Genomic DNA, 24,473 nt, shown 5'->3' on the forward strand with positions numbered 1-24,473 from the left:
GCATGCGCTCGCACGTTTCCCCCGTTTGAACAGTGCGTCTGCTAGTCTGCAGGGAGGCTAATGAGCGTTAGTTAGTAGCAGGTCCGTCGAGCCAGGAGGTCCCGTGTCCATCGAACTGGCCCCCGATCCCGAGGTCGCCGACGTCGCCGAGCGCACGGCGGCATTCGTGCGCGACGCCGTCATTCCGGCCGAGGAGGAACACGCCGGCGTCACTGCGAGGGCGGGCGACGCCGTACGTGCCCGGTTGCAGCAAGCCGCCAAGGACGCCGGGGTGTTCGCTCCGCACGTCTCCTTGGAATACGGCGGACTCGGGCTCGACATGCGGGCGCGCGCCGTGGTCTTCGAGGAGGCCGGCTACTCGCTGTTCGGCCCGCTGGCGCTGAACTGCGCCGCCCCGGACGAGGGCAACATGCATCTGCTGGAGCATGTCGCGACACGGGAGCAGAAGGAGCGGTACCTGCGCCCGCTGGCAGCCGGCGCAGTCCGCTCCTGCTTCGCGATGACCGAGCCGGCACCGGGCGCGGGCTCGGACCCGGCGGCCCTGTCGACGCGGGCGAAACGCGTACCGGGTGGCTGGCGGATCGACGGACGCAAGTGGTTCATCACCGGCGCCGACGGAGCGGCGTACGCGATCTGCATGGCCCGTACCTCCGGCGACCCGGGCGACCGCGGCGGCGCGACGATGTTCCTGGTCGACGCCTCCGATTCCCGGATGAAGGTGATCCGCCACATCGAGACGCTCGACGAGAGCCTCTTCGGCGGCCACTGCGAGGTCGTGTTCGACGGGTGCGTCGTCCCCGACGACGCTGTGCTCGGTGAGGTCGACAAGGGCTTCGCGTATGCCCAGGCGCGCCTCGGGCCGGCCCGCATGACCCACTGCATGCGGTGGCTGGGCATCGCGCGCCGCGCCCAGGACATCGCCGTGGCCCGGGCCGCCGACCGCCGGCTGTTCGGCTCTCCGTTGGCCGCACTGGGCATGGTTCAGCAGATGATCGCCGACAACGAGATCGACATCGCCGCCTCCCGTGGGCTGATCCGGCAGGCCTGCTGGGAACTCGACCAGGGTCGTTCGGCCGCCCAGGCCACCGCCATGGCCAAGACGTTCACCGCCGAAGCGGTCTGGCGGGTCGTGGACCGCTCGGTGCAGATGTGCGGGGCGCCGGGTGTCTCCGGCGATGTGCTGCTGTCCCGCTTCCTGCGCGAGGTCCGCCCCTTCCGCATCTACGACGGGCCGTCCGAGACCCACCGCTGGGCGATCGCCAGGCGCGTCGTCAGCCGTCACCTCAACGGCCCCTCCCGGTCCGGCGCATGAGCGCGCACGGAGCAGGTCCGGAGGGGCTGGACGTCGCCGCCCTGCACAGATTCTTCGAGAGCACGGTGGAAGGCACCGCCGGGCCGCTGCACGCCGAACTGCTGCACGGCGGACGGTCCAACCTCACCTACCGCGTGACCGACGGCACGTCCACCTGGGTGGTCCGCAGGCCACCGCTCGGCGGCCTCACCCCCTCCGCCCACGACATCGGACGCGAGTTCCGCGTTGCCGCGGCTCTGTGGGACAGCGGTGTCCCCGTGGCCCGGACGGTGGCACTGTGCGAGGACGCGTCGGTGATCGGCACGCCGTTCTCGGTCGTGGAGTACGTGTCCGGCCGGGTCATCCGCACCCAGGCCGAACTCGAGTGCCTGTCCCCGGCGGAGACGCTGCGCTGCGGTCACGCGCTGATCGACGTGCTCGCCAGGCTGCACGCGGTATCCCACCGGGCCGTCGGTCTCGGTGACTTCGGGCGCCCGGAGGGCTATCTGTCCCGGCAGGTGAACAGGTGGTGCGACCAGTGGGGGCGGGTCAGCACCAGACCGCTGGCCGACGTCGAGGCGCTGCACGCCCGGCTGGCCGCCGTGGTGCCGGCCGACAGCGGCGCCGCGATCGTGCACGGTGACTACCGCATCGACAACGCCATCCTGGACCCCGCCGAGCCGTCCGAGGTCCGCGCGTTGGTGGACTGGGAGATGGCCACGGTCGGCGATCCGCTCGCCGACCTCGCCCTGCACCTGGTCTACCGGGATCCGGCCTTCGATCCCGTGCTCGGCGGCTCGGCCGCCTCCACCAGCCACCGGCTGCCGCACCCCCGGGACCTCGCCGAGCACTACGCCCGCCTCACCGGACGCGACCTCACCCGGCTGGGGTTCTACCTCGGCCTGGGCTACTTCAAGATCGCCGTGATCGCCGAGGGTATTCACGCCCGGCACCGCAAGGGCCTCACCCTCGGCGACGGCTTCGAGACCGTCGGCCAGGCGGTTCCGCTGCTGGCGGCCGCCGGACTGCGCGCGCTCAAGGGAAAGGAAACCGCACTGTGAGCCCCATCCCCGTCGGCCGTCCGGCAGCGCTCGTCACCGGCGCCTCGCGCGGCATAGGCCTGGGCATCGCCCGCCGGCTCGCGGACGCCGGATACGATCTGACGGTGTCCGCCAGGGACGCCGCACGCCTGGAGAAGTCGGCGGACGCGCTGGCCGACGCGGGCGGGCGCGTCCACCCGGTACCCGCCGACATGGCCGTCGCGGACGACGTACGACGCCTCGCCGCAGACCACGCAGAGCACCACGGCAGGCTCGACGTGCTCGTGATAGGTGCGGGCGTGGGAAGTGCCGGCCCGCTCGAACAGACCACGGCGAAACGCTACGACCTGCAGTTCGCCGTCAATGTGCGCGCGCCCTTCGTGCTGCTCCAGCACAGCCTGCCGCTGCTGCGCAGGACCGCCGCGGCGCATCCCGAGCGGGGCGCGAAGGTCATCGCGCTGTCCTCGATCACCGGCGTCGCCGCCGAACCGGACCTTGCCGTGTACGGCGCCGCCAAGGCCGCGCTCATCTCCCTGTGCCGGTCCGTGAACAGCGAGGCCTCGGCCCAGGGCGTCTGCGCGACCGCGATCTGTCCGGGATACGTCGACACCGACATGTCCGCGCATGTGCGGGACCGGATCGATCCCGCGCGGATGATCCGGGTCGAGGACGTCGTCGACCTGGCGCTGTCCGTCACCCGGCTCTCGGCCTGCGCCGTGGTCCCGGAGATCGTGGTCACCCGCCCCGGCGAACAGCTCTGGCGGGCCTGAGCCGGCCGGCGATCCGGCCGGCCGGCGGCCGGGCCGCCCCCTCCCACGACGGCCGGGCACTTCCGCTCACGACGGCTCCGGCTCCACGAGGGCCAGGACGTTGGCGACCAGCATGCGGCGGAACTCCTCGCTCACGTGCCCGTGCGGCACCCGCAGGATGGCCTCGGCGAAGATGCCGCCGACCATCATGCGGGCGACCACTCCGGCGTCGACGTCCGGCCGGGCGTCGCCGCGCTCCTGAGCCTCGCGGATGACCCTCTCGGGTATGGCGTGGGCGGGCTCGATGATGTTCTCCCGTGCCCAGTCCCACATTTCCGGATCGGTCAGACTGGTCACCGACAACTGGTAGTAAGCGCTGAGCGCCCCATCGGCCGCGAAAGACGCGGCGAAGATGTCGGCGAGCGTGGCAAGGTCCTCGGCGAGCACCCCGGCCAGCTCTGGGGCGGTGGGATTGTGGCCGGCCAGCAGCGCGGCCTTGATCAGGTCCTCGCGCTTGGCCCAGCGCAGGTACATGGTGTTCCGGGCGACCCCGGCACGCCGGGCCACCGCATGGAAGTTGAAGCTGGCGATGCCGTTCTCGGCCACCTCGCGCCGGGCTTCCTCGAGGATGATGTCGTCGATCGCGCGGTCACGCGGTCTTCCCGGGCCACGGGACCCCGCGGCGGCGTTCGTGGAAGGGCGACCCATGGACTGCATGCTACTACCCATGCGATCACCTCTCGTCGGTATGTCTGAACGGTCGTTCGCCAAGGGACTGCCTGGTGTACTAACATAAGTGTGTGTCGTCACAATCTGCTGCTAACGCTCGCAAGTCGCCCCGGCCGGCGCCAGCCGGGCGTGCCGGCGACATCATGGACGCCGCGCTGACGCTGTTCGCCGAACGCGGATACCTCGGGACCAGCATGCGCGACATCGCCTCGCAGCTGGGTATGCGGGCGCCCAGCTTGTACAACCACCTGGAGTCCAAGCAAGAGCTGCTCCAGGACATCATGCTGCGCACGATGGAGAACCTGGTCGCCGACCACCAGGTGGCGGTTGCCACCACCAACGACGTGGCCGAGCAGCTACGCCGGGCCATGGAGGCGCACGTCCGCTACCACGCGCGCCATCCGCGTGAGGTGCGCATCGGCAACGCCGAGATCTGGAACCTGGAGCAGCCCGCCCAGGACCGGGTGCGCAAGCTGCGCCGCGATTACGCGCGCTCGTGGCAGGACGTCATCAAACGCGGTGTGGACGAGGGCCGGTTCCAGACGCCGTCGCCGCAGCTGGCCAGTTACGCGATGCTGGAGATGGGCATCGGTATCTCGTTGTGGTACCACGAGGGCGGCAGGCTCTCCGAGTCCCAACTGGCCTACTACTACGGCGACATGGCGCTACGGCTGGTGTCCGCCGAATCCGCCTGACGCCGAATTCGCCTGCACGAAGGGCGACGCGGCCGGACCCGTACAGCCGGTCCGGCCGCGTCGTGGTGACGGCCTTCCCCCGGGGGGACCCCCTGCCCCGTCAGCCGCCGCTGGTGGTGGTCATGCCGCCGCCGTCGATGCGCAGCGTCTCACCTGTCATGAACGCCGACTCGTCCGACGCCAGATACACCACGAGGTTCGCGATGTCCTCGGGCTCCCCGACCCGCGGCGTCGCAATGGACGGCAGTGTCTGCTGCGGCAGGTCCGGCACCGCGTCCAGCAGTTGCCTGGTACGGATGACGCCCGGCGCGATCGCGTTGCAGCGCACTCCGTCCTTGCCGTGCTGCGCCGCGATGTAGCGGGTCAGGCCCACCACGGCGGCCTTGGTCGTGCCGTACGCGGTCAGTGCCTTCCCGCCGCTCAGGCCGCCGACCGAGGCCATGTTGACGATGGCCCCACCACCGCCGGCCACCATGTGCGGCAGGGCGAACTTGCAGGCCAGGAAGATGCTGCGGACGTTCGTGGCGAACGCGCGGTCCCACATCTCCACGCTCGTGCTCAGCACCGATCCGTCGGTGAACCATGCGTCAGGACCGACGAGGGCGGCGTTGTTGTGCAGGATGTCGATGCGACCGTGGCGCTTCATCGTGAAGTCGACCAGCTCGGCGATGGTCTCCTGCTTCGTCGCGTCGAACTGGAACGGTGTTGCGGCCTCGCCGATCTTCTCGGCGGTCTGCTTCGCACCGTCGAGGTTGAGGTCCGCGATGACGACATGCGCCCCTTCCCTGGCCAGCGCCTGCGCGGTGGCGCGGCCGATGCCCGCCGCGCTGCCGGTGACGATGGCGACCTTGCCCGTTACCCGACCCATGCGATCCTCCTTGTCCGGTGAGCTCACGCGCTCAGGAACTTCTCCAGGGTGGCGATGAATTCGTCTTCCTGCTCGATGAAGGGGTAGTGGCCGGCGTTGTCGATGACCGCGAGCTCGCACTGCGGGATGAGCCGCACGAACTCCTTGGCGTAGGCCGGCGGCACCAGCCCGTCGGAGGCGCCGTTCACGACGAGGGACCGCGCCCGCACGTACGGCAGCCGGCGCCGCAGGCCCCGGTCGGCGATCGGCCACATGAACTTGGTGGCGGTGGCGAGATTCTGGGCCTGGAAGAAGATCTCGCCGTGCGGGTCCTTGGGGTCGGGGACGAAGATGGTCGGCTCGGGGTTCGGGATGGCTGCCGGGTCGTGCCACTTCGCGGACTTGACCTCGTCGGCGGCCCCGAACGGGTCCTGAGCCGGCTGGTCGTCCAGCCACAGTCCGAACGCGTCGACGAGCACCAGTTCGCCCACGATCTCCGGGCTGACCGCGGCGAGTTCGGCGGCGACCATGCCGCCGGTCGAGTGGCCGACGACGTCGATGCGTTCGTACCCCAGCGAACGCACCAGTTCCCGGTAGAACAGGACGAGGTCGAAGATGTCCTGAACGTGCTCGAACCCGGTCGAGGTGCCGTAGCCGGGCTGCTCCGGTGCGTAGACGGCGTGGTTCCGCGCGAGCCGCTGCAGGAAGGGCGCGCCGCCGGGGTGGCGCTCGTAGCCGTGCAGGAACAGCACGGGACTGCCGCTGCCGGCCGTCCACAGATTGACGTCGAACGTTCCGACGTTGGCGATGTCGAGCGTGCGCATCTGTCCTCCTCAGTTCGCGGGAACGGTGATCTTGGGCGCGTGGGCCGCGACGCGCTGCCGGCTGACCTCGGGGGTCCAGTGGTCCTCGTGGTCCGAGAACAGATCGCGCAGATGGGGGGCGACCTGGCGGCCGAACAGCTCGTTGTTCTTGGCCGCGGTCTCCTCGGGCAGGTTGCCCATGTGCATGCAGGTGATGAGCTGACCGACGTGCAGTTCGGTCGCGAGTGTCTCGATGCGCTGCCGCACCCGTTCCGGGGTGCCGGCGACGATGAACCCGAGTTCGTCGGCCTCCCAGAAGCTCAGCTCGCCGTTGGCCGCCCGCTGCCGTACCTCGGGGCCGATACCGCGCTGGCGGCGCAGGCCTTCACGCTGTGACGCGATGGTCATGTAGCCCGGCGGCGTGGCGTAGTGCAGCGGTGCCTTCTGGCGGGTGAAGAAGTAGTTGACGGCCTCGGCGTACTCGCGCTCGGCCTCCTTGTCGGTGTCGGCGACGCAGATGAGCTGGGTGAAGGCCATGCGGAACGGGTTGATGTCGAAGCCGCGTTCCTGTACGCGGTCCCAGAAGCCGTGGACGATGGGGCGCGCGTTGTCGAGGCCGAAGAACGACAGGTAGCCGTAGCAGTAGTCCTCGTCGAGCACCAGGTCCCAGGTCTCCAGGCTGCCCGAACCGGGCACCCAGATCGGCGGCCGCCCCTGGACGGGTCGCGGCAGGACGTTGACGTAACGCAGCTTGTTGTACTTGCCGTTGAACGCGAACGGCTCGTCCGCGGTCCAGGCCCGGGTGATCAGGTCGCGTGCCTCGTGGAAGCGTTCGCGCAGCTCGGCGGGGGAGATGCCGTAGGCGAAGGCCGTGTCCATCGGCGTGCCGAAGACGAATCCGGCGATCACCCGCCCGTCGGAGAGGCAGTCGAGATACGCCATCTCCTCGGCCACCCGGTTGGGCGGGTTGTACAGCGCCAGCGAGTCACCGATGATCAGGATCGCGGCGTTCTCGGTGGTGCCCGCCAGGCTGGCGGCCAGCAGGTTCGGTGACGGCGTCATCGCGAACGTCGTCTGGTGGTGTTCGTTGACGGCCAGGCCGTCCCAGCCGAGAGTGTCGGCCTGTTGCATCAGCCGGATGAACATCTTGTAGTGCTCGCCGACCTTGCGTGAGTCCACCAGGTCCATGGGCAGGTCGACGGCCGACGAGGGATTCTTCTGCGGCAGCCGCTCGGGCAGGTCGTTGTAGGTGGCTTCGGCGAACCAATGGAACTTCATGAGGGCTCCGGTTCAGCTGTGAGGTGGTGGTGCGGGTCAGAAGTCCGGGCCGAGCCCGCCGATGGGGGGCATGCCGGAGTGCGCCCAGAGCCCGCCGTCCGCCACCAGATGGGAGCCGGTGACGAACCCGGCTTCGTCGGAGGCGAGGAACAGCACGGCCGCGGCGATCTCCTCGGGTTTGCCGTAGCGGCCCATGGGGATCGCCTCGCGGATGTCCTCCCAGATCTCGGGCGCCTGCTCGTGCAGCTGCCCGATGGGCGGCGTGGCGATGGGTCCGGGGCACACCGCGTTGCAGCGGATGCCCTTGCGCGCGTACTCGATGCCCGTGATCCGGGACAGGTTCACCACGCCTGCCTTGAGCACGTTGTAGGCGCCTATGCCGAAGTCGGCGGCGACGCCGGACACCGAGGCGGTGTTGATGATGGACCCCTTGCCCTGGGCGAGCATGGGCTTGAGGGCGAGCTTGATCGCGTACCAGTAGGCGATGAGGCTGACGTCCAGTGACTTGCGGAAGCCGTCCAGACTGAGGTCGCCGATCCGGCCCGACTCGAACCACACATGGTTGTTGTGCAGGATGTCGAGGCGCCCGAACGTGTCGGTGGTGAAGGTGACCACCCGTTCGAGGTCCTCCGGGTTCGATGCGTCGGCGTGCTGGAACGCGACCGTTCCGCCGGCGCGTGCGATGCCGTCGGCCGCCTCCTTGCCGGCATCGGCGTCGATGTCGAGGATCACCACCTTGGCGCCTTCGCGGGCGAACGTCTCGGCCGTCGCCCGGCCGATGCCCGAGCCGGCGCCGGTGATCAGCGCAACCTTGTTCTGCAGCCGCATGGCCGCTCCCTTCCGTTATCCGATGTGGTGTGCGGTTGTCGTAGGTCAGGCCGGAACCGGACCGCTGCCGGCCTGCGTCGCGCTGTCCAGGGGTGGGGCGATCCCGGCGGTGCCGCCGCCGTCGACGGTGATGACCTGGCCGTTGACGTAGGCGGCGTCCTCGCTGGCGAGGAAGGCCACCACGTTGCCGATGTCGGTGCCCTGTCCGGCGCGTGTGTACGGCAGTTGGGCCACCGCTGCCTCGGTGACACCGGGCACGTTCTCCAGCACCTGCTCGGTGAGCACGGCGCCGGGCGCGATGCAGTTTGTCCGGACGTTGTGCCGGCCGTACTGCGCCGCCAGGTACTTGGTCATCGCGGCGACCCCGGCCTTCGAGATGCCGTAGGCGACGAGCGTCGGACCGCCGCTGAACGCCGCGATCGACGCCATGTTGACGATCGCGCCGCCACCGCCCGCGATCATGTGCGGCAGCGCCCGCTTCGCCGCGATGTAGCCGCTGCGCAGGTTGACCCGCAACGTCAGGTCGAACCAGTCCAGTTCGGTGTCGAGCACGGTGGTGTCGCGGGTCCACGCCTGCGCTGTGATCGCCGCGTTGTTGTGCAGCACGTCCAGTCGGCCGTGCCGGGCGATCACCTCGTCGACGAGATGCTCGACGGACGCCGTGTCGGCCGCGTCGTAGGTGACGGCGGAGGCGGCCTCACCGATGCGCTTCGCCGTCTGCGCCACCAGTTCGCCGCGGATGTCGCCGAGTACGACCTTGGCGCCGTGACTCGCGAGCACCTCGGCGGTGGCGGCACCGATGCCTGCCGCGGCTCCGGTGACCAGTGCGACCTTGTCGGACAACTTTCCCATCGCGGAACCTCGCTTCGGGCCGTTCTTCTCTTCGGGGCTTTCGTGTACGGTGAAAACTAACGACTAGTAGTTCGTAAGCGCAATAGTTCGGTCGAGCGGCCGCATCCCGCCTCCCGCGGATCGAGTCCGCACCGTCCCTTCGAGGAGATCTCCGTGATCAAGCTGACCGTTCTCTACGAACAGCCCGCCGACCCCGAGGCGTTCGACAAGCACTACTTCCAGACGCACACTCCGCTGGTCCGGGCGCTGCCCGGACTTGACCGCTTCGAGGTGGCGCTCACGCTGCCGGACGCCGACGGCACACCCGCCCTGTACCACCTGATCGCCGAGCTGTACTTCCCCGACGCGCAGACCCTGCAGGCCGCGATGGCCTCCCCGCAGGGAGCCGAACTGGCAGCCGACGCACCCAACGTCACCAGTACGAAGTCCGTTTCGATGCTCAGCGGGATCAGCTGAATGGAACTGCGCCAGTCAGCCGTGCGGGCCGCGCCCGAGCTGGTCGCGCCCGAGGACTTCACCGCTTTGAAGGTCGTGGTCGACGGCGATCGCGACGAGGCACTGCGGCGGCTCGGCCGGGCGGGCATCACGGGCGACGGTGAGCACGTGTGGATCCCCGCCGAGCTGTTGCGGACGCTGGCGGGCCGTGCCGTGAACCCGGACTGGGAGGCCTCGCTGTCCGGGATGATCGCCTACGCGGTGAGCCGCGGCTGGTACGACGAGCGGCGCGGGGCGGTCAGGGCACATCTCGATTACCTGTGAGGAAGGCCCGTATGAGCCGCCCTACAAACTAACGTTCATATGTGCCAGCGCCGGTGACCGGGCCGGCCGCGGCGGCACCCAACGCATCGAAGGGGACAGAGATGAAGTTCCACTGGTTCGCGCAGCAGTTCCACACCCACCTGCCGGAGGACTACGGCGACACGGTGCGCAGCGCCTGGGTCACCCCACCCGCGTCCTACGCCGATCCGAGCCAGGTCGGCGAGGAGTACCACATGTACATCCGCCTGATGCAGCAGGCCGACAAGCTGGGCTGGGACTCACTGCTCCTCAACGAGCACCACCAGACCTCGCTGGCGATGACGCCGTCCCCCAACCTGATCGCCGCCGTACTGGCCGCCACCACGGAGAACTCCGCGATCGCGCTGTGCGGCAACTCCCTCGCGCTGTACAACCCGTCGGTCCGGGTCGCCGAGGAGATCGCCATGCTCGACTGCCTGTCCGGCGGCCGGGTCATCGCCGGCATCGTGTTCGGCACCCCGATGGACAGCGCGTTCTCCTACGGCGTCCCGCCGATCGAGCTGCGCGAGCGCTTCCACGAGGCGCGCGAGCTCATCCACCGCGCATGGAAGGCCAAGGAACCCTTCGCCTTCAACGGCAAGTACAACCAGCTGCGTTACGTCAATCCGTGGCCGCGTCCCGTCCAGAGCGAGCTGCCCATATGGATCCCCGGCAGCGGCAGCGTCGAGACCTGGTCGGTCGTCAACGAACTCGACTACTGCTACGGCTACCTGTCCTTCTCCGGCAAGCAGAGCGCGACCCCGATCGTCAACGGCTTCTGGGACTACACCGAGTCCACCGGCGGCAACATGAACCCCAACCGGATGGCCTTCACCCAGGTCATCTGCTGCGCCGACACCGACAAGGAGGCCGAGGAGCAGTACTACGACGCCGTCCGCTACTTCTACCGGCAGAACCCCGTGGCGCCGGAGTTCGGCAACCCTCCCGGCTACACCACCCAGGAGTCCCTGCGCGCCATGCTGACCAGGGAGCGGACCATCTCCGCCGAGGAACGCGAGAAGGCGAACAAGGGTGAGCTGAGCTTCTGGGACTACGACCGGCTGGGCTACATCATCGCCGGCACGCCGGAGCGGGTCGAGCAGCGGGTACGCGAACTCGTCACCGACCTGCGCATCGGCCAGCTCATCACCTGCATGCACGTCGGCAACCTGCCCGAGGAGGTGGCCGCGAAGAACAACTACCTCTTCGGCACGCGGGTCGCTCCGAAGCTGCGCGACATCTGGGCGGAGTACGAGGACCGGTGGACGCCGAAGGTGAGCCAGGAGCGGGTGGCGGCGCTGCAGCTCACCGACCAGCCGGCCTGAGAGACGCCGATGACCACCACGGACAGCACCACAGCCGTCGACCCCCGGTGGTTCCGGCAGGTTCTCGGTACCTATCCGACCGGTGTCTGCGTGATCAGCGCCATCCACCCGGACGGCGCCCCGGTCGGCATGGCGGTCGGGTCGTTCACCTCGGTGTCCCTCGACCCGCCGCTGGTGGCGTTCCTGCCGGACCACTCGTCGACGTCCTGGCCGAAGATCCGCGCGGCCGGACGCTTCTGCGTCAACATCCTCGGCGCCGACCAGGAGCACGTCTGCCGGGCCTTCGCGTCGAAGGCGCCGAACAAGTTCGCCGGGCTCGGGTGGCGGCCCGGCCCGAGCGGACTGCCGGTCCTGGACGGCGTCGTCGCCTGGATCGAGTGCGACCTGGACGCCGTGCACACCGCAGGCGACCACGACATCGTCATCGGGCGCGTCACGCAGATGAGCCTCGGCAACCCCACCATGCCCCTGGTCTTCTTCGAGGGCGGCTACGGCCGCTTCGAACCGTCGTCCCGGGCAGCCGCCGACGCCGACCTCTTCGACGTGCTGCGCAACGTGGACCCCGGACGGCCGGAGATGGAACGCATCGCACGGGAGATGTCCGTCGAGTGCGTGGCCGGAGCGATCGTCGGCGACGAGATCGTGCACGTGGCCAGCGCGGGGACACCGCCCGGCGGCCAGCCGGCCGTCCGCGTCGGGATGCGCTCCCCGCTCGCGCCCCCGCTGGGCATGAGCTGGCTGCCCTGGGCCGCCGAGACGGATGTGCGGCGCTGGCTGGCCCGGGCACCGACACCACTCAGCCCCGGGCAGGCCGAAGCCTGGCGCGCCGCGCTGGACCGGGTGCGCAGGCGTGGCTTCTGGATCCGGCTCGGCGGCCCGAGCCAGCCCGAGTTCGACGCCAGGATCAAGAGGCTGTCCACCATCGCCGACGTCCGATGGCGGCGCAGTGTCTTCCACGATCTGTTCGACCCCGAACCGACCGTCGAGTACGGGCAGCCCGAACTCAGCCCGGACACCGTGTACGAGGTGCGAGCGATGAGCGCGCCGGTGTTCGACCAGGGCGGCCGCGCCCGCTACGCACTGATCCTGTTCGGATTCCCGCCCCGGATGTCCGGCGCCGAGATCGCCCACTGCGCGAGACGGCTGCGGGCAGCCTGCGATGCCGCGGGCAACGGGCTGCGCCCCCTGCCGTGAACACCCCCATGGAGGACCGTCATGCTGCCACCGACCGGGCAGGCCCTGACCGCACTGGAGGCGCTGCATTCCACGCCGGCCCGCCGCTACCTCGACCACGACCCGATCCCCGAGGACGTGCTCTGGGCGGTCCTCGACGCAGCCATCCGCGGCCCGTCCGGGGGCAACGCCCAGCAGTGGGGCTGGGTCGTGGTGACCGACCAGGACATCAAGAACCGTGTCGCGACCTGGTACCGGGACAACTGGGAGACCGCCTACGGCCGGCACCGCGAGCGGATCCTGGCTTCCCCGGCCGGTCCGGACGGGCTGAGCCCGCGGGGCTTCCTCGGCGCGGAGCATCTCGCTCACCACATCGAGGAGGCACCGGTGTGGGTCTTCCCGGTTCTGTGCCATGCGGCGGACGAACAGGACCCCCGAGTCGGCGCGTCCATCTACGGTGCGGTGCAGCAACTCTGTCTCGCCGCACGCGCTTACGGTATCGGCACCTCGCTCACCACGCTCTACCGTGGGCACGAGGACGAGCTGCGTGACCTGCTCGGCTTGCCGCCTGACGCACTGACCATGGCGCTGATCCCGATGGGCCGCCCCGCCAAGGGACGGTGGGCGCAACCCAGGCGCAGGCCGGTCGAAGACGTCGTGCACTTCAATCGCTGGGGCGCGACCCGCGCCCGATCGGAGGGCCGGAACCGATGACCGAACCACAGTGGCGGACTGCTTCGACGTTGTCGTTCGAGCCGCTCACCCCCGTGTCCTACCTGGACCGGGCTGCGGCGGCGCACGGAGAGCGGACCGCGGTCGTGGACGGCGAACGCCGTTGGTCATACACGGAGTTGCATGACCGCTGCCGCCGGCTGGCCGGCGTACTGGCGCCTCTGGCGCAGGGCCGGCCGGTCGCGGTGCTCGCACCGAACACGCACGTGCTGCTGGAGGCGAGCTTCGGGGTGCCGTGGGCGGGTGTCCCGCTGGTGGCAGTCAACACCCGTCTGTCGGCCCGCGAGATCGCCTACATCCTGCGGCACTCCGAGGCGTCGGTGCTGATCCACGACCCGCTCTTCGACGACTTGGCCGACGCCGCGGTCGCCGACCTGTCCGAGCCCCCGCACCGGATCCGTGCGGGGGAGCAGTACGAGCGACTGCTGACCGACGCGACACCCACCGCGATCCATCCGGAGGACGAGCGGTCGCTGCTGTCGATCAACTACACGTCCGGGACGACCGGACGGCCCAAGGGCGTGATGTACCACCATCGCGGCGCCTACTTGCAGGCGCTGGCGATGGTGGGGCACACCGGGCTGTCGCCGTCGGCCGTGCACCTGTGGACCCTGCCGATGTTCCACTGCAACGGCTGGTGCTTCCCGTGGGCGGTGACAGCGGCGGCGGGCACGCACGTGTGCCTGCCGAAGGTCGAACCCACCGAGGTGTGGCGGCTGTTGAACACGGAGGGAGTGACGCACCTGGAGGGTGCTCCGACGGTGCTGTCGATGCTCGCCCATGCGCCGGACGCGGCGCCGCTGGCGCAGACGGTGAAGGTCGCGACGGGCGGTGCGCCGCCGTCCCCGGCGATCCTGCGACGGATGGGGGAGCTGGGGTTCGAGGTCACGCATCTGTACGGGCTGACCGAAACGTTCGGCCCGGCCATGATCTGCGATTGGCGCCCGGAGTGGAACGCCCTCGACGACCGGGTCCGGGCCCGCCTCAAGGTACGCCAGGGCGTAGGCAACATGATCTCCTGCACGGTGCGCGTGATCGCCGGGGATGGTTCCGACGTTCCCGCCGACGGGACGTCGGTGGGGGAGATCTCGTTGCGCGGCAACAACGTCATGCTCGGTTACTACAGGGACGAGGAGGCCACCAAGAAGGCCGCGCCGGACGGCTGGTTCCGCACCGGCGACCTCGGCGTGGTGCACCCGGACGGGTACGTCGAACTGCGCGACCGCAGCAAGGACGTGATCATCTCCGGCGGAGAGAACGTGGCGTCGGTCGAGGTCGAGCAGGTCATCGCCGACCATCCGGCCGTCTCGGAGGTCGCGGTCATCGCGGTACCCGACGAGCGCTGGGGCGAGGTGCCCGCCGCATACGTGAGCCTGCTGGACGGCGCCGAGGTCACCGAGGCCGAGATCATTGAGTTCGTCCGGGCCCGGCTGGCCCGCTTCAAGGCGCCCAAGCGCGTGGTGTTCGGGGAGTTGCCCAAGACCTCCACCGGCAAGATACAGAAGTTCATCCTGCGCGATCGGGCCTGGGCCGGGGCGGAGCGCAGGATTCAGTAGTGCTCCGGCCGGCCAGGCGGATAGCAGCGCGCCGCCTCGGCCGGCCCACCCGACGGTGTTGTCGATGTGAGTCTTCTGTGTGACGTCCGCGAGGGTGGTGCGTTGCCTCCTGGCCCCGCAGTGGCCGTCACCAGGTGCCCGGTCTCCGGCCCTACGGTCGCTGAGGATGCCCCGTCCCCGGCCCGGGCGGCGGGTGACGCCGCCGGACCGTCGGCCGCTGGGCGGTGTGGACGCGTGCTCGTCGGCGGCGGGCAGATCGTTCGGTGGCGCTGCTACACCGTGTGACAGGTTCCACAGGTCGGCACCACCTTCTAGGTAGCCGGGCCACGACTCCGGGGCCGTGACGTGGCGGACATGCGCAAGTCTCTGGATCGGCGGCGGCCGCAGTGGCACCGGAAGCCCAGTAGTTGCTGACGAGCCAGAGGTAGCCAGCGGCCGCGGTGCCGATCGGTGGAGCGGTTGCGACCAACTGGCACGGGTCCTCTGAAGCTAGGAGGCTCGTCCGTAGCGCGTCCGGGATTTGAGCATCCGTCAGCACGGTGCGCAATGCCTCGCGCCGGGCGGACCAGCTCGCGTCCTCGGGCAGCCCGGCGATGGGCGCCTCCAGCAGTGCGAGGACCGTGTCGCGCTCGGTCGGGCCGATCTGCCGGCCAGGGCGGCACGCAAGTGCGGCCATCGCACGGCAAGCACCGCGAGTTTCGCGATCGCAGCGAGAGTGTCAGGGGCTGGGAGGCCGGCTGCCACGCGTTCTTGCCGGATGACGGCGTAGAAGCGGAACACGTTGACGAAACGCTTGATCTGACGAGGATTGGCAGTCAGCCGCCCGGCGACGGCTTTTACGATGCGCTGTAGCTCGGGATTGTCGGGGCGCAGCTGCTGGCGCAATTCGCGACGCATGGCCAGCTGTGCCGCCGGGCTGAGCCCTGTCGTGGCCGGGGCGTCTCCCGCTATCTGTTCCTGTGCAGAAGCCGCCGCCTCCGAGATGTCCTGCAGGGAGGGCTGACGCTGCTGGATCGCTAGCTCCGGTTGGTGGTGGGCGGTCGACAACGTCCGCGTCGGCAACCGCAGCTACGACCCGGTTCATGGCAGTCTGGTGACGGGCATCGTCGCCGACGCCAACACGGGAACCGCCGTCGCGGGGGCGAAGGCCACCAGCCAGGACGCCCCGACCGACTCGGCGCTCACCACGGCCACCCCGGACGACCCGCGCACGCCGGAGGGCTTCTACTGGATGAGCGATCCGACGCCCTCCTGGTTTTCCGAGAGCGGCGCCACTATCAGCGACCTCGGCGCGCAAGGGTAGAACCCAGCGCCGTCGCCGCGGCACGCACAGCGGTTTCGTGGGCTTCGGGGCGGAAGCGTCCGACAGGGCCGGTCACGCTGATGGCGGCCACCACCGTGCGCCCGTCGGGCTTGAGGACCGGCGCAGCCACACAGAGGAGGCCGGGCGTCGACTCCTCCCGTTCGTAGGCGACACCGGTTTCGACCGCCGTCGAGAGCTGTCTGCGCAGGATGCCTGGCGCGATGACGGTATGGGGCGTGCGGCGCTCAAGAGGGCCGGTCAGTACGGCGGCCTGCTCGTCTTCCCCCGCATGGGCCAGCAGCACCTTGCCGATGGCAGTGCAGTGCATCGGCATACGCCCGCCGGTGCGCGACGGCGCCTTGGCCTGGCGGTGCCCGCCGATCTTTGCGATGTAGACGACCTCATGGCCCTCGCGCACGCCGAGGTGCACCGTCTCGTGGGTGCGCTCGTAGAGATCCTGCAGGAACGGCATCGCCAACTCCAGCAGCGTGCGCTCGGCGGCGGCGCGCAGGCCTAGCTCGAAGAGGCCGCCGGAGAGTCGGTAGCCGTGGGCAGTCTTGTCGAGCAGCCGGTGGTGGACCAGGTCTTTGGCAACGCGGTGGACGGTGCCCTTGGGTAGATCCGTACGGCGAACCAACTCGGCGAGCGGCAGCACGGAGTCGGCTGGGCCGAACGCGCGCAGGATCCCCAACGCCTTGCCCAAGACGGTGTCGCGATCCTCCATGTCCAAGAGCGTACCGCTGAGTGGAACGCTCATGTGGAGTTCGCTCCGCCCGTTGCCGCAGATTGGATGCCATGCCCGAGACCCACCCCGTTGTCGGCAGCGACAGCATCGCCGCCGCCGCCGCCCGGCTCCGCGAGGCCGCGGCCACCGGCACCCCTGCCGCCCCCGTGCGCGACCTGATCGGCCGTGACGACGTCGAGGCGGCATACGCCGTGCAGCTGCAGCTGACCACCGAGCGGATCGCGGCCGGCGCCACGGTCGTCGGCCGGAAGATCGGCCTCACCTCCTCCGCCGTGCAGGAGCAGCTCGGCGTCGACCGGCCTGACCTCGGCATCCTCTTCGACGACATGGAGTACGCCGACGGCTCCATCGTTCCGGCCGACGCGATCCTCCAACCACGCATCGAGGCCGAGATCGCCTTTGTGCTCAAGGCCGACCTGGCCGATGGACCGCTCGACGACGTCCAGGTACGTGAAGCCATCGACTACGCCGTCGCCGCAATCGAGATCTGCGGCAGCCGCGTGGCCGACTGGGACATCAGCTTCGGTGACACGGTCGCCGACAACGCCTCGGCCGGCGGCTACGTGCTCGGCACGCAGCGGCGGACGCTCAAGCAGTTCGACCCCGTCGCGACCGAGATGACGATGGCGATCGACGGCGAGACCGTCTCCACCGGCAGCGGCGCCGCCTGCCTGGGCGACCCGGTCAACGCCGTCGTCTGGCTCGCCCGCCAGGCCCGCGAACTGGGCGACCCGCTGCGCGCCCGCCAGGTCATCCTCTCGGGTGCCCTCGGCCCGATGCGTCCCGTGATGCCGGGCGCCGCCGTACACGCCACTGTCACCGGCCTCGGCACGGTGTCGATCACCTTCTCCCCATAAGGAACGACGATGAGCAAGACGAAGGTCGCCATCATCGGGCCGGGCAACATCGGCACCGACTTGATGATCAAGATCATGCGCAACGCGCAGCACCTCGAGATGGGAGTCATGGTCGGCATCGACCCGGCCTCCGACGGCCTGGCCCGCGCCAGGCGCTTCGGGTTCGAGACCACCGCCGAGGGCGTGGACGGGCTGCTGAAGTCGCCGCAGATCGACGACATCGGCATCGTCTTCGACGCCACCTCGGCCGGTGCGCACACATACAACGACGAGAAACTGCGCCCGCTCGGCATCCGGATGATCGACCTGACGCCAGCTGCGCTCGGGCCGTACGTGATCCCGGCGGTCAACCTCGATGAGCACCTCGACGCGTCCAACGTCAACATGGTCACCTGCGGCGGCCAGGCCACGATCCCGATCGTGGCCGCGATCAGCAGGGTCGTCCCGGTGGCGTACGCCGAGATCGTCGCCTCAATCGCCTCCAAGTCGGCCGGCCCCGGTACACGGGCGAACATCGACGAGTTCACCGAGACGACCTCCGCCGCGATCGTGGAGGTCGGCAGCGCCCGGCGAGGCAAGGCGATCATCATCCTCAACCCGGCCGAGCCGCCGCTGATGATGCGTGACACCGTCTTCGCGCTGGTCGCCCTGCCCGAGGGGAAGGACGGCGAGACCGCGAAGACACAGATCACCGAGTCGATCAGGAAGATGGTCGCCGAGGTTGCCGCGTACGTTCCGGGTTACCGAATGGTCCAGGACGTCCAGATCAGCGAGATTCCGGCCGACCAGCCCGTCGAGACGCTGCTGGCGGCCGGATGGCACGCGCGGCCGACCCACCAGGTGTCGGTCTTCCTCAAGGTCGAGGGCGCGGGCATGTACCTCCCGGCGTACGCCGGAAACCTCGACATCATGACCTCGGCCGCAGTGCAGATGGCAGAGAAGATCGCTGCCGCGAAGGAGACCTCGAAGTGAGCACCCCGATCTTCATACAGGACGTCACCCTCCGCGACGGAATGCACGCTGTCCGGCACCGCACCACGCCCGACGACGTCAAGCGCATCGTCGTGGCACTGGACGAGGCAGGCGTCGACGCTATCGAGGTCGCCCACGGTGACGGCCTCGCTGGCGGCTCGGTCAACTACGGCCCTGGCTCCCACACCGACTGGGAGTGGATCGAGGCTGCCGCCTCGGTCCTCGAGAACGCCCGTCTCACCACTCTGCTGCTGCCGGGCGTGGGCACGATCCACGAGCTCAAGCACGCCTATGACCTCGGCGTCCGCTCGGTGCGCGTGGCCACCCACTGCACCGAGGCCGACATCTCCGCCCAGCACATCGCCGCGGCCCGCGAGATGGGCATGGATGTCTCCGGATTCCTGATGCTCTCCCACATGGCCGAGCCCGAGCAGCTCGCCCGACAGGCCAAACTGATGGAGTCGTACGGAGCCCAATGCGTCTACGTCACCGACTCCGGTGGCCGACTGACGATGAATGATGTCGCTGCCCGGGTGCGCGCTTACCGCGATGTCCTCGACCCAGGGACCGAGCTTGGCGTCCACGCCCACGAGAACCTCTCGCTGTCCGTCGCCAACTCGGTGGTCGCGGTCGAGAACGGCGTCTACCGCGTCGACGCCTCGCTTGCAGGACACGGTGCAGGCGCAGGGAACTGTCCGATCGAGACGTTCATCGCTGTCGCGAACCTGTCGGACTTCAAGCACAACTGCGACCTGTTCAAGCTGCAGAACGCCGCGGACGACATCGTCCGACCGCTGCAGGACCGACCGGTCCGGGTCGACCGCGAGACCCTCACGTTGGGCTATGCGGGCGTCTACTCCAGCTTCCTTCGGCACGCGGAGATTGCCTCACAGCGGTACGACGTCGACGTACGCGACATCCTGATGGAGTGCGGCCGGCGGCGCCTGGTCGGCGGGCAGGAGGACATGATCATTGACATCGCCCTCGACCTTGCGTCCAGCCGACAGGAGCTTTCGCTCTAGCCAGCTGTCGTGGCTGTCCTGGCCCGCGAACATTCCGCCGAGGGCCCCCACCCAGCCCTGCCCGGGTGAAGGTCACCCCCGGCACCGTCGTCTGCCACGGCCAGTCGAACCGGGACACGCCCCATGCACGATCCGCCACAGCCCCGACCACAGGAACGCCGCGCTCAGCCCGGCGAGGACCGCCCCGAATGCGGCAGGGATCATGAACTCCCGGCCCGGGTAGTGCGCTGTACGCGGCGTCCGCTGTTCACTACCCGCCGACACCTCCAGCAGCCGCACCGAATCGCGCCACCAGTACATGACCGCACACCACTACCGAGCCGAGATGACCGTCCGCTTCGAGACCTGGGAGCAGATCACCGGCACCACGGGTCTGTCCACCACGGCCTGAGCACAGCCCTCGAACCCGGCTCCAACCACACCCCGACACACCGTCGGACATGACCACACCCAACAACGTGACAACGCCTTCCTGAGTGCTACCGCAGTTCAAGGACCGCAGGGGTCCCGATGCGGGCGAGGAGGACGGCACGTCGTGCTGGGCGGAGTTGGGCGAGGCAGGGAATAGGGGAGCGGCAGGTCAGCGCCAGTCGGGCGCGCCTGAAGCGGGTGACACGGCACTCTCGATCTTCGTACGTGTCTCCCACATGACCGCGACGATCCCGGCTTCGTGCTCCTCGCTGAGCGGGGCCACCGTGACCGAGCAGCTGATGGCGTCGGTGGCCGGTGCGTCGTAGCGCAGGGCGAGGCCGAAGCCGGCGATGCCCGTCACCGTCTCCTCGCGGTCGATGGAGTAGCCGCGCTCGCGTACTTCGGCGAGGTCGGCGAGTAGCGTGCCACGTTCGGTGTGCGTGTTCTCCGTGAGGGTCGGCAACGGGCCGTCGGGAAGCGGGAGTCGGTCATCGGCGCGCTCGGCGAGCAGAGTGCCTTGCCCAGCGCGCCGGCGTGGGCGGGAATCCGGCGGCCGACCCGGCTGATGGTGCGCAGGTACTCGTGGGACTCGCGCGTCGCGAGGTAGACGTCGTTCGCGCCGTCGAGCCGGGCCGGCTGGATCGTCTCGCCGAGCGCCTCCGAGGCCTCGTCGAGATAGGGGCGGATCGTGCGCACATGCGGGTCGCTGTCCAAGTAGCTGGTACCCGTGTGCAGGGCGCGGATCCCGATGCCGTAGAGGGAGCCGGTCGTTTCGGAGCGCACCCAGTCGCAGCCGACGAGGGTCTGCAGCAGTCGCACCGTGGTGCACACCTACAACTGGAAGGTAAGCTCACAGACGCCGTCCGCTGGTGTCTACAGCACGGCCACGAAGCTCTCGTTCAAGATCGTGGAGGCTGGCGAGTCGTGCGCACATCCCCCGCGTGCCTCGTCCGGTAGTACGTCCAGCAGCGGCGGATCGTCTTCCTCCGGAGGCTCTGGCTCGGGTGGGAGCACGTCGACGGGCGGCAGCTCCACCAAGACACAGCTGTGCAGCATCCGGTCCAACGCCGGCAACTGCTACCACGCGGGACAGTTCTGCCGGAACTCCGACGTCGGTGCGGCAACCACGTACGGGGCCGGACGTGAGATCACGTGTGGCTACGAGGCCGGCGCGAACCGGTGGCACTACTAACAGGCTTGACCGTCGTCTGAGCAGCCGTGCCCAGGCACCGCCTGGCGATGTACTCGCTGACAAGGGAGATGAGGTCCTGACCTGATGTTCGATGCGAATCACGATTGGACCATTGGTCTCCTGGACCAAGTGGACATCATCAGAATCGCCTGAGTCAGCAGACGCGGCGTTGCGCGACAAGATTCCACTGCTTGATCAGTCCCTGCAGAAGGCCAAGAAGTGGGTCACGGGCGCTCTGGCACCGGTACCGGCTTGGCATCCAGCCGATGACACCTGGGATGACCAGATCTACTTCACTCGCGCCTACAACGAGTCGGGGTACGAGAGGAAGTCCGTGGCACTGCATGAGGCGGAGAGGGAGTCCGAACCTTGATCCGGTCCGGTGACCCTGGACGAGATCTCAGCGGATACGTCCTTACCAGGATTCATGCATACCTTAAAGAGAGTGGGTACGCCACGAGCAAGGCAAGAAGCCAGTCGCGTCCGGTGATTGCCGGCCTTCCTCTCGCGGAACTCCTTTGGGAAGCCCGAAACCAGGATCAGCACTACAACGGGAATGACAACATACGACAGCCCGTACTCAAAGTGTTCACAGCACTTACTAAGCGTAATCCGTCGACCTTTGGCCTCCCCGGCCACGGGACTACACCGAGGGCGTGATTTCCGATTTGACCGGAAAATCTCCTGAAGCTGTGGCCAGCGGGCCGTGGACCATTTGTGGATGTGCCTTACCCGGTCCGCCAAGCGCGAGACCGCTACCTGCGCCTTTGCATAGGTGTTAAAGGCCTCCGGAGCCGTTCCTGGCCGCGCAGGCCGCCTGCTGTGCCCGGGGTCCGATGAGGACCCGCACTGGTGGACCCCAACCTGGCTCGACGAGGGCCCGAAGGTGTCACCGGAATGCTCTCCTCCGGTGAATGCGCGGCGAAGTCCAGTGCTCTCGGCATGCCGCCATCAACAAACATGCAGATCAGAGGCCTAGTTGAGCGGAAGCGTGCAACTCTCTTCTAAGCGCTTGGGCGTACGGCCGTCCTCACCCGAGTTGATGCACTGTCCGGTCACAGCCGGGCGCAACACTCCCGGGGTGTTGCAGCCCGTCGGCGACGCCGACCTCTCACCAGCACGTCCAAGGGCCGCCGCCCTACTGGGACGACGGCCCTCCTTTCCCCGCAGCTGCTTTACGGCAGGGGCGTCAGGACACCGTCCGGGTCTCTGAAGTAGCTTCCGCTGGTCAGGCCCTCCACCTTGGCATGCTGCAGCCACTGCTTCGACATGTGCTGCAGGGCCTCGGCCGAACGCTCCCAAACCATGGAGTGGCCCGAGCCGGCGAAGCAGAACATCAGTTTCTTCGGCCCCTTGATGGCCTCATACAGAGCCGGGACGGAGAAGCGTATGACTGCGGGAAGCGACGACGGGCTGTTCGCCTGCGTGTCCAGCTCTCCGTAGACGATGAGCACGGGCACCCGGTCGCCGAGCACGGGCGTGCCCGTCGGGTTCTCGTGCGGAACGGTCTCGTCGTTCCACCCCACCAGTAGGTGCTCCGATAGCGCAGGACGCCCTCGTAGGCGCCGGGTGCCACTTCGCGGCCCCACGGGCCGAGGATGCCACGATCAACGCGTGCCCGCCGCGTGCCCGTTATGACCCGAAGAGGTCGCGGCCACCGCGAGCACCACGATGCCGATCACTTTCCAGCCGAGCGTGGTGTATTCCAGGGCGAAACTCCGGCGGATCAAGGTCGCTCGAGCAGCGTCGTTCGAGGTCATCACCGCGCGAGTCTCACAGACTGACATAACGGTGGGTGGCCCGGCACCCCCTTTTTGGGCGTCCGGGCGGCAGAATTCGTCGTCTCTACGGGCCTTTTAGCTCTTCGGTTTGGTAATGGCGTAGTCGGTGAAGGTTCGTCGGTAGCGGTTGTGTCCGGTCGAGGCAGTGTGGTGGCTCATCCATCGAATGGCGGGGGTCTCCCCGGTCATCGGTCCCGAGGACGCTCCACAGTCGCTCTCGTCGCCGGATACGCACTCGACGGCCCAAGACAGTTCGCCGCTCGGGTCTTGGCAAGTCAGGTACTCGACGTATCGGAAGACGCGCCCATGGGTCACTCCGTGGCCCTCCCTTCGAGGACGGCGGCCAGGGCCTCGGCCACATCCGCTCGGCATCCCCCCAACTCGACCATGGGGGTTCCGTTCATGGGCCACTTCCCGGACCGGGAAGGAAGGGTGATCCCGTGAGCTTCGAGAGCACGCTTCGGTCGGACGGCCATCCATAGACCCTTGTCGTACGCGGCCCCGGTCGCTTCATCGATCTTCACGGCGAGCATGCGACCTCCCCTCGATACTCTCCAGCGTTGCCGCACTCTCCACCGTTACTGCACCAAACTTCTACGTGCCGTGGAGCTGCATGCCGCTACCTCAAGCTGCGCACTGCTGCCTACCGATCTAGCTTCGGGGCATGACAGACCCGCCGGTGAACCCGGAAGCCGCCGAGTACGTCTATCGGCAAGTCGACGACCACATCGCGGCGGAAAATCGTAGCGGGGAAGCTTCGGTCTGGTGCACGCTTGCCCGGTGAACGGGCATTGGCCGAGCAGTACGGCGTAGCCATTGGCACGACACGGAGAGCTGTTCAGGAATTGCGGGAACGCGGGCTCGCAGTGACGCTGCCCGCAAAGGGAACGATCAACGCTTCCCCGGCCTGAGCAAGCCGAGAGCGAATAAGGAGGGGCACGGCCGAAGCCGTGCCCCTGACGGGTTTAAACGACGTGTCGACGGTTCCAGCGTTGAATACGCAGGTGATTGCGTCTTATGCAGCGGCGGCCAACCCCCACACTCGCGGGTGTTGAAGTACACCGGGTACGCCTCCAGCGTGCCGCTCTCGGCCGCCGCTATCGGTGCCGGCCGATCAGCGGACCAGACGCTCAGTCGGGCTCCGAGGTCTCCGACTCCAGACCGCGGCGCGTCGCCGCGTCGTACACGCCCGGCTCTCCGGAGATGCCTCGGGCGCTCTGGTAGCGGCGCACGGAGTTCTCGACCTGGATGTTGAAGTTACCGGTGATGTCGTGGGTGTAGAACGAGAGCTGGCGCAGGCGCTGCTGCAGTTCCACGACCTCGGGGCCCTTGTCGCCGCGGCGCAGCACCGGTCCCGTGACGGTCTGGCTCTCACGAGGCTGCGCTGAACCGACCGAGCCAGCGGTAGGGACCGTCGGCACGCGGTTCGGGGCTGTCGGCGTGGCCGACGCCAGCGTCGACGCCGGCAGCGCTCTTGGCGTCGACGTCGACGTCGACGCCAAGAGCGCTGCCGGC

24 protein-coding genes and 3 pseudogenes are annotated in these 24,473 nt (G+C 68.7%); 16 read left to right on the top strand and 11 right to left on the bottom strand.

From position 1 onward, the window contains the following. The first annotated feature begins 109 nt into the window (after nucleotides 1-109). Genes ABZ904_RS40460 through ABZ904_RS40470 form a run of 3 tightly spaced genes read left to right on the top strand, consistent with a single transcriptional unit; the run spans nucleotide 110 to nucleotide 3,101 of the window. A complete protein-coding gene (locus ABZ904_RS40460) occupies nucleotides 110-1,312 on the top strand; it encodes an acyl-CoA dehydrogenase family protein (RefSeq protein WP_361829125.1) in 1,203 nt (400 codons plus the stop codon). Then, complete coding sequence (locus ABZ904_RS40465; RefSeq protein ID WP_361002155.1) at nucleotides 1,309-2,352, top strand: phosphotransferase family protein; 1,044 nt, start codon at nucleotides 1,309-1,311, stop codon at nucleotides 2,350-2,352. Before ABZ904_RS40460 ends, ABZ904_RS40465 begins: the two co-directional genes overlap by 4 nt. Next, complete coding sequence (locus ABZ904_RS40470) at nucleotides 2,349-3,101, top strand: SDR family oxidoreductase (protein WP_359407104.1); 753 nt, start codon at nucleotides 2,349-2,351, stop codon at nucleotides 3,099-3,101. The genes ABZ904_RS40465 and ABZ904_RS40470 overlap by 4 nt, the downstream gene beginning before the upstream one ends. Before the next feature lie 66 nt (nucleotides 3,102-3,167). Here the strand turns inward: ABZ904_RS40470 and ABZ904_RS40475 are convergent, their stop codons facing one another. After that, nucleotides 3,168-3,788, bottom strand: a complete 621-nt coding sequence (locus tag ABZ904_RS40475) for a TetR/AcrR family transcriptional regulator (RefSeq protein ID WP_359407101.1) — start codon at nucleotides 3,786-3,788, stop codon at nucleotides 3,168-3,170. A 164-nt stretch (nucleotides 3,789-3,952) separates the two neighbouring features. Here ABZ904_RS40475 and ABZ904_RS40480 point away from each other — a divergent pair, with 164 nt between their 5' ends. Then, nucleotides 3,953-4,504, top strand: coding sequence for a TetR/AcrR family transcriptional regulator (locus tag ABZ904_RS40480; RefSeq protein WP_359407098.1), 552 nt, complete (start codon nucleotides 3,953-3,955; stop codon nucleotides 4,502-4,504). 100 nt (nucleotides 4,505-4,604) lie between these two features. Here ABZ904_RS40480 and ABZ904_RS40485 read toward each other — a convergent pair whose 3' ends face one another. Genes ABZ904_RS40485 through ABZ904_RS40505 form a run of 5 tightly spaced genes read right to left on the bottom strand, consistent with a single transcriptional unit; the run spans nucleotide 4,605 to nucleotide 9,112 of the window. Continuing rightward, a complete protein-coding gene (locus ABZ904_RS40485) occupies nucleotides 4,605-5,372 on the bottom strand; it encodes an SDR family oxidoreductase (protein ID WP_359407095.1) in 768 nt (255 codons plus the stop codon). A 23-nt stretch (nucleotides 5,373-5,395) separates the two neighbouring features. Beyond that, a complete protein-coding gene (locus ABZ904_RS40490; protein ID WP_361829105.1) occupies nucleotides 5,396-6,175 on the bottom strand; it encodes an alpha/beta hydrolase in 780 nt (259 codons plus the stop codon). Between the two features lie 9 nt (nucleotides 6,176-6,184). Further along, a complete protein-coding gene (locus tag ABZ904_RS40495) occupies nucleotides 6,185-7,432 on the bottom strand; it encodes an LLM class flavin-dependent oxidoreductase (RefSeq protein ID WP_359407089.1) in 1,248 nt (415 codons plus the stop codon). 36 nt (nucleotides 7,433-7,468) lie between these two features. Further along, a complete protein-coding gene (locus ABZ904_RS40500) occupies nucleotides 7,469-8,260 on the bottom strand; it encodes an SDR family oxidoreductase (RefSeq protein ID WP_359407086.1) in 792 nt (263 codons plus the stop codon). Between the two features lie 45 nt (nucleotides 8,261-8,305). After that, entirely contained in the window at nucleotides 8,306-9,112 is an 807-nt protein-coding gene (locus ABZ904_RS40505; protein ID WP_361002162.1) for an SDR family NAD(P)-dependent oxidoreductase, read from the bottom strand. Nucleotides 9,113-9,265: 153 nt separating this feature from the next. On the opposite strand from ABZ904_RS40505, the gene ABZ904_RS40510 reads away from it, so the two are divergent. The 7 genes from ABZ904_RS40510 (at nucleotide 9,266) to ABZ904_RS40540 (ending at nucleotide 15,978) form a co-directional block, all read left to right on the top strand. Next, nucleotides 9,266-9,568, top strand: a complete 303-nt coding sequence (locus ABZ904_RS40510) for an EthD family reductase (RefSeq protein WP_359407080.1) — start codon at nucleotides 9,266-9,268, stop codon at nucleotides 9,566-9,568. After that, nucleotides 9,569-9,871, top strand: coding sequence for a hypothetical protein (locus ABZ904_RS40515; protein ID WP_359407077.1), 303 nt, complete (start codon nucleotides 9,569-9,571; stop codon nucleotides 9,869-9,871). A 101-nt stretch (nucleotides 9,872-9,972) separates the two neighbouring features. Further along, entirely contained in the window at nucleotides 9,973-11,214 is a 1,242-nt protein-coding gene (locus ABZ904_RS40520) for an LLM class flavin-dependent oxidoreductase (RefSeq protein WP_361002167.1), read from the top strand. A 9-nt stretch (nucleotides 11,215-11,223) separates the two neighbouring features. Next, nucleotides 11,224-12,408: a flavin reductase gene (locus tag ABZ904_RS40525; protein ID WP_361829109.1), complete on the top strand. Its 1,185-nt coding sequence runs from the start codon at nucleotides 11,224-11,226 to the stop codon at nucleotides 12,406-12,408. Between the two features lie 21 nt (nucleotides 12,409-12,429). Then, nucleotides 12,430-13,101 carry a nitroreductase family protein gene (locus tag ABZ904_RS40530; protein ID WP_361829111.1) on the top strand — a complete coding sequence of 224 codons (672 nt, stop codon included), beginning with the start codon at nucleotides 12,430-12,432 and terminating at the stop codon, nucleotides 13,099-13,101. Beyond that, on the top strand, nucleotides 13,098-14,675 hold the full coding sequence (locus ABZ904_RS40535; RefSeq protein ID WP_361829113.1) for an acyl--CoA ligase family protein: 1,578 nt from the start codon (nucleotides 13,098-13,100) through the stop codon (nucleotides 14,673-14,675). The genes ABZ904_RS40530 and ABZ904_RS40535 overlap by 4 nt, the downstream gene beginning before the upstream one ends. Nucleotides 14,676-15,768: 1,093 nt before the next feature. Beyond that, entirely contained in the window at nucleotides 15,769-15,978 is a 210-nt protein-coding gene (locus tag ABZ904_RS40540; protein ID WP_359407062.1) for a hypothetical protein, read from the top strand. Here the strand turns inward: ABZ904_RS40540 and ABZ904_RS40545 are convergent. Continuing rightward, entirely contained in the window at nucleotides 15,953-16,702 is a 750-nt protein-coding gene (locus tag ABZ904_RS40545) for an IclR family transcriptional regulator (RefSeq protein ID WP_361002177.1), read from the bottom strand. The two genes, ABZ904_RS40540 and ABZ904_RS40545, sit on opposite strands and share 26 nt — an antisense overlap. 71 nt (nucleotides 16,703-16,773) lie before the next feature. Here ABZ904_RS40545 and ABZ904_RS40550 point away from each other — a divergent pair, with 71 nt between their 5' ends. The 3 genes from ABZ904_RS40550 to dmpG are packed head-to-tail and all read left to right on the top strand — an operon-like array spanning nucleotide 16,774 to nucleotide 19,574. After that, nucleotides 16,774-17,580, top strand: a complete 807-nt coding sequence (locus ABZ904_RS40550; RefSeq protein WP_361002180.1) for a fumarylacetoacetate hydrolase family protein — start codon at nucleotides 16,774-16,776, stop codon at nucleotides 17,578-17,580. Between the two features lie 9 nt (nucleotides 17,581-17,589). After that, nucleotides 17,590-18,552 (top strand): acetaldehyde dehydrogenase (acetylating), encoded by a 963-nt coding sequence (locus tag ABZ904_RS40555; RefSeq protein WP_361829116.1) that lies wholly within the window; start codon nucleotides 17,590-17,592, stop codon nucleotides 18,550-18,552. Next, nucleotides 18,549-19,574 carry a 4-hydroxy-2-oxovalerate aldolase gene (gene dmpG / locus ABZ904_RS40560; RefSeq protein ID WP_361829118.1) on the top strand — a complete coding sequence of 342 codons (1,026 nt, stop codon included), beginning with the start codon at nucleotides 18,549-18,551 and terminating at the stop codon, nucleotides 19,572-19,574. Before ABZ904_RS40555 ends, dmpG begins: the two co-directional genes overlap by 4 nt. A gap of 580 nt (nucleotides 19,575-20,154) precedes the next feature. Here dmpG and ABZ904_RS40565 read toward each other — a convergent pair. Next, a pseudogene (locus ABZ904_RS40565) lies at nucleotides 20,155-20,801 on the bottom strand (IclR family transcriptional regulator C-terminal domain-containing protein); the annotation flags it as partial. Nucleotides 20,802-20,949: 148 nt separating this feature from the next. Between ABZ904_RS40565 and ABZ904_RS40570 the strand changes: the two are divergent. Next, a pseudogene (locus ABZ904_RS40570) lies at nucleotides 20,950-21,177 on the top strand (hypothetical protein); the annotation flags it as partial. Between the two features lie 1,175 nt (nucleotides 21,178-22,352). On the opposite strand, the gene ABZ904_RS40575 reads toward ABZ904_RS40570, so the two are convergent. Together ABZ904_RS40575 and ABZ904_RS40580 are read right to left on the bottom strand one after the other, a co-directional pair. After that, entirely contained in the window at nucleotides 22,353-22,703 is a 351-nt protein-coding gene (locus ABZ904_RS40575; RefSeq protein WP_361829120.1) for a hypothetical protein, read from the bottom strand. An 81-nt stretch (nucleotides 22,704-22,784) separates the two neighbouring features. Next, nucleotides 22,785-22,940, bottom strand: a complete 156-nt coding sequence (locus ABZ904_RS40580) for a hypothetical protein (protein ID WP_359412496.1) — start codon at nucleotides 22,938-22,940, stop codon at nucleotides 22,785-22,787. A 682-nt stretch (nucleotides 22,941-23,622) separates the two neighbouring features. Here ABZ904_RS40580 and ABZ904_RS40585 point away from each other — a divergent pair. Continuing rightward, nucleotides 23,623-23,869, top strand: a pseudogene (locus ABZ904_RS40585) (winged helix-turn-helix domain-containing protein). A 219-nt stretch (nucleotides 23,870-24,088) separates the two neighbouring features. On the opposite strand, the gene ABZ904_RS40590 reads toward ABZ904_RS40585, so the two are convergent. Further along, entirely contained in the window at nucleotides 24,089-24,307 is a 219-nt protein-coding gene (locus ABZ904_RS40590) for a peptidoglycan-binding domain-containing protein (protein WP_361829123.1), read from the bottom strand. Nucleotides 24,308-24,473 lie beyond the last annotated feature (166 nt).

It is taken from the genome of Streptomyces sp. NPDC046900 (assembly GCF_040644975.1).
Lineage (GTDB): Bacteria > Actinomycetota > Actinomycetes > Streptomycetales > Streptomycetaceae > Streptomyces.

Bases quoted from the DNA above. Each gene is read 5' to 3' on its own strand.
- ABZ904_RS40505 (WP_361002162.1), bottom strand. From the start codon at position 9,112: ATGGGAAAGTTGTCCGACAAGGTCGCACTGGTCACCGGAGCCGCGGCA.
- ABZ904_RS40490 (WP_361829105.1), bottom strand. From the start codon at position 6,175: ATGCGCACGCTCGACATCGCCAACGTCGGAACGTTCGACGTCAATCTG.
- ABZ904_RS40550 (WP_361002180.1), top strand. From the start codon at position 16,774: ATGCCCGAGACCCACCCCGTTGTCGGCAGCGACAGCATCGCCGCCGCC.
- ABZ904_RS40515 (WP_359407077.1), top strand. From the start codon at position 9,569: ATGGAACTGCGCCAGTCAGCCGTGCGGGCCGCGCCCGAGCTGGTCGCG.
- ABZ904_RS40480 (WP_359407098.1), top strand. From the start codon at position 3,953: ATGGACGCCGCGCTGACGCTGTTCGCCGAACGCGGATACCTCGGGACC.
- ABZ904_RS40545 (WP_361002177.1), bottom strand. From the start codon at position 16,702: ATGGAGGATCGCGACACCGTCTTGGGCAAGGCGTTGGGGATCCTGCGC.
- ABZ904_RS40555 (WP_361829116.1), top strand. From the start codon at position 17,590: ATGAGCAAGACGAAGGTCGCCATCATCGGGCCGGGCAACATCGGCACC.
- ABZ904_RS40530 (WP_361829111.1), top strand. From the start codon at position 12,430: ATGCTGCCACCGACCGGGCAGGCCCTGACCGCACTGGAGGCGCTGCAT.
- ABZ904_RS40525 (WP_361829109.1), top strand. From the start codon at position 11,224: ATGACCACCACGGACAGCACCACAGCCGTCGACCCCCGGTGGTTCCGG.
- ABZ904_RS40475 (WP_359407101.1), bottom strand. From the start codon at position 3,788: ATGGGTCGCCCTTCCACGAACGCCGCCGCGGGGTCCCGTGGCCCGGGA.
- ABZ904_RS40520 (WP_361002167.1), top strand. From the start codon at position 9,973: ATGAAGTTCCACTGGTTCGCGCAGCAGTTCCACACCCACCTGCCGGAG.
- ABZ904_RS40495 (WP_359407089.1), bottom strand. From the start codon at position 7,432: ATGAAGTTCCATTGGTTCGCCGAAGCCACCTACAACGACCTGCCCGAG.
- ABZ904_RS40485 (WP_359407095.1), bottom strand. From the start codon at position 5,372: ATGGGTCGGGTAACGGGCAAGGTCGCCATCGTCACCGGCAGCGCGGCG.
- ABZ904_RS40535 (WP_361829113.1), top strand. From the start codon at position 13,098: ATGACCGAACCACAGTGGCGGACTGCTTCGACGTTGTCGTTCGAGCCG.
- ABZ904_RS40465 (WP_361002155.1), top strand. From the start codon at position 1,309: ATGAGCGCGCACGGAGCAGGTCCGGAGGGGCTGGACGTCGCCGCCCTG.
- ABZ904_RS40500 (WP_359407086.1), bottom strand. From the start codon at position 8,260: ATGCGGCTGCAGAACAAGGTTGCGCTGATCACCGGCGCCGGCTCGGGC.